The following is a 3,379-nucleotide window of genomic DNA, read 5'->3' on the forward strand; positions in this document are numbered from 1 at the left end:
CGCCCGTCGCGCTCCACCGACCGCGGCACGACCGGGTCGGAGCACAGCAGCACGGGACCGTCGGCGGCGGTGTCCGGGAGCCTTCCGTGCGTGCCGCGCACGCACGACGGGTCCAGCGGCACGACGTTCATCGCGTACCGCAGGCCGAGCTTCTTGCGCGCCAGGTTCAGCCCGGCCTTGGCCTTGGCCAGGCGGTCGGCCGGGTCGAAGAACAGCTCGGCCGGGTCGTAGCCGGGCTTGCGGTGGATCTCCACGCCGCGGGCGAAGTCGGGCGCACGGGCGTCGTCGAGCCAGTAGTAGTAGGTGAACCAGGCGTCCGGCTCCGCGATGACGACCAGCTCGCCCGAGCGCTCGTGGTCCAGCCCGACCGATGCCTGCGCGTCCCGGTCGAGGACGGTGTCCACACCGGGCAGTCCGTCGAGCACGGCGCGGGTCTTGGCCAGGTCGGCGGGATCGCTGACGTAGACGTGCGCGACCTGGTGGTCGGCCACGGCGAACGCGCGGGACGTCCACGGGTCCAGGTACTCCATGCCCGCCTGGGTGTGGACCTCCAGCAGCCCGGCCGCCCGCAGCGCCCGGTTGACGTCGACCGGCCTGCGCGCGTCGGTGATCCCGTACTCCGACAGGGCGACGATCGTGGCGTCGGAGTCCAGCAGGGGCTTGAGCGCCCGGTCCACGTCGGCCGCGGCCTTGATCGCCTGCGGTGACGAGGGTCCGAACCGCTGGAGGTCGTAGTCCAGGTGCGGCACGTAGACCAGCAGCAGGTCCGGCCGGTGGTCCGCGAGCACCTTCAGCGCCGCGCCGATGATCCACTCGCTGGAGGCCAGGGAGGCGGTCGGTCCCCAGTACTGGAACAGCGGGAATTCACCCAGCGCCCCGGTGAGCCGGTCGTGCAGGTCGGGCGGGCGGACGTAGGCGTCGGGCGACTTGCGGCCGTCCGCGTGGTAGATCGGGCGCGGCGTGACGGTGACGTCCGTGCTCGCGCCCATGGCGTACCACCAGCAGATGTTCGCGGCGGTGTAGCCCGGGTGGGCCCGCCGCGCGGTCTCCCACAGCTTCTCGCCGCCGACGAGCCGGTTGTGCTGCCGCCACAGGTGCACCTCGCCCAGGTCGCGGAAGTACCACCCGTTGCCCACGATGCCGTGCTGCGCCGGGGTGAGCCCGGTCAGCAGGGTGGCCTGGGCGCTGCACGTGACCGCGGGCAGCACGGTGCCCAGTTCCGCCTGCCAACCCAGGCCCGAGAGGTTCGGCATGTGCCGCAGCAGCGCGGGGGTCATGCCCACGACGTCGATGACCACCAGTGGTTTCACACCGTCACCCCGGTCCGGAAGTTCTCGTGGGCCCACCGCAGTTCCGCGGCGATGCCCTCGGTCAGGTCGCCCGCTCCGGGCAACACGTTCCACGTGTAGGTCTCCACCTCGACGTGGGTGTCGAGCCCCACTTCGGCCATCGCGGCCAGCAGCACGTCGGTGGTCGAGGTCAGCGGCGCGGGCCGGGCGTGCAGCGGCACGTGGAAGTGCACCCGCCACGGGTGCCGCGCGGGCAGGGACTCGAAGGCCTCCGGCAGGTCGTCCGCCGCGAGGACGCCGTCCGGGGTGTTCTCCCGGACCTGGTGCAGGTAGCGGGGTTCCGCGAACGCCCCGACGGCACGCCGGCCCTCTTCCGTGCCGGGTTCGGCCACCTCCAGCGCGGCGGACGCCTGCACCTTGACCACCGACAGCCCCGCCGCGCGGATCGCCGCGACCGTCTCCGCCGGGTCCGCGAACGACACGGCGAGGTGGCAGGTGTCCAGGCAGATGCCGACGTACTCGGGGTCCACCCGGCCGGCCAGCCACGCCACCGCGTCCGCGACGGTGTCCAGCACGCAGCCGGGTTCGGGTTCGACCGCGAGCCTGATCGGCCGGTCCGCGGCGGTCCGCAACGACTTCGTCAACTCGGTCAGCGCGGCCTCCGCGACCGCGTCGTCGGCCTCGCCCCACGGCTCCCGCCACGCCAGCGGCAACGTCGAGATGCTGCCGTAGGAGGCGGAATCCGGCATGAGGTCGGCCAGCACGGTGGCGCAGTCGACCGTGTAGGCCAGGCGGCGCGGGTCGGTCCAGCTCGGCCGGTACACGGCGTGCTTGACCACCTCGCCGTGGAAGTCGCCGTACGGGAACGCGTTGAGCGTGCTCACGGTCAGCCCTCGGCGTGCCAGCTCGACCCGCAGGCGCAGCCGTGCCGCCCCGTCCTGCGCCAGGCCGCGCGCGACCGACGCGGGCAGCCACAGCCCCAGCGGGAGGGTGTCGACGCCCAGACGGGCGCGCACGCCGACGGCGTGGCGGTCGAGCTGGTCCAGGATGCCGGCCAGGTCGTCCGCCGGGTGGACGTTGGTGCAGTAGGCGATCACGGGCGCTCCCCCCGCAGGACGGAGTTCCCGGTGGCGGCGTCGCTGGTGGTCGCCGCGGCCGGGTCGAGCGCGAGCCGGCCGCTCTGGCCGTAGAACGCCACCGGGTTGCCCCACAGCACGGTGTCGACGTCGGACTCGTCGAACCCCGCTTCGAGCATCGCGAGGCCGGTGGCGCGGGTCTTCAGCGGGTCGGAGCGGCCCCAGTCCGCGGCCGAGTTGACCAGCACCCGATCCGTGCCGTACTCGGTGAGCAGGGCCACCATCCGCAGCTCGTCCATCTTGGTGTCGGGGTAGATGGAGAACCCCATCCAGCACCCGGAGTCCGCGACCTCGCGCACGGTCGTCTCGTTGAGGTGGTCCACGAGGACGCGTTCGGGCGCGATGCCCGACTCGCGCACCACGTCGAGGGTCCGCTGCGTGCCCGCCCGCTTGTCGCGGTGCGGGGTGTGCACGAGCACGGGCAGGTCGTTCCGGACGGCGAGCTCCAGCTGGCGGGCGAACGCCTCGTCCTCCTCCGGGGTCATCGAGTCGTACCCGACCTCGCCCACCGCGACGACCCCGTCCTTGGCCAGGTAGCGCGGCAGCACGTCGAGCACCTCGGTGCAGCGCGGGTCGTTGGCCTCCTTGGGGTTCAGCGCGATGGCGCAGTGGTGGGCGATGCCGAACTGCGCCGCGCGGAACCGCTCCCACCCGATCAGGGCGTCGAAGTAGTCGACGAACGACCCGACGTTCGTGCGCGGCTGCCCCAGCCAGAACGCGGGCTCCACCAGCGCCCGCACCCCGGCCGCGTGCATGGCCTCGTAGTCGTCGGTGGTGCGCGAGGTCATGTGGATGTGCGGGTCGAAGATGCGCATCAGGAAGCCTTTCCGAGCAGGTCGAGGGCGTCGGCGGGCACCGGACGGCCGGCCGCGCGGCGTTCGTCGGCGAACGCGGACACCATGCGCAGCAGCTCGTCGTCCGCGCGCCGGTCCAGGTCCGCCACCTCGGTCAGCG

At 73.0% G+C, this 3,379-nt stretch carries 3 protein-coding genes and 1 pseudogene; all 4 read right to left on the reverse strand.

Annotation, left to right across the window (positions count from 1 at the left end):
- A partial coding sequence (locus tag AB0G02_RS32270; protein WP_360801715.1) for a nucleotide pyrophosphatase/phosphodiesterase family protein occupies positions 1 to 1,310 on the reverse strand: 1,310 nt, incomplete at its 3' end.
- Complete coding sequence (eboE, locus tag AB0G02_RS32275; protein ID WP_360801718.1) at positions 1,307 to 2,386, reverse strand: metabolite traffic protein EboE; 1,080 nt, start codon at positions 2,384 to 2,386, stop codon at positions 1,307 to 1,309. The genes eboE and AB0G02_RS32270, both read right to left, overlap by 4 nt.
- Positions 2,383 to 3,240, reverse strand: a complete 858-nt coding sequence (locus tag AB0G02_RS32280) for a TatD family hydrolase (protein WP_360801721.1) — start codon at positions 3,238 to 3,240, stop codon at positions 2,383 to 2,385. Before AB0G02_RS32280 ends, eboE begins: the two co-directional genes overlap by 4 nt.
- Positions 3,240 to 3,379: pseudogene (locus AB0G02_RS32285) on the reverse strand (sugar phosphate isomerase); the annotation flags it as partial. The pseudogene AB0G02_RS32285 and the gene AB0G02_RS32280, both read right to left, overlap by 1 nt.

Origin of the sequence: Actinosynnema sp. NPDC023658, from assembly GCF_040639995.1 — a bacterium.
Lineage (GTDB): Bacteria > Actinomycetota > Actinomycetes > Mycobacteriales > Pseudonocardiaceae > Actinosynnema.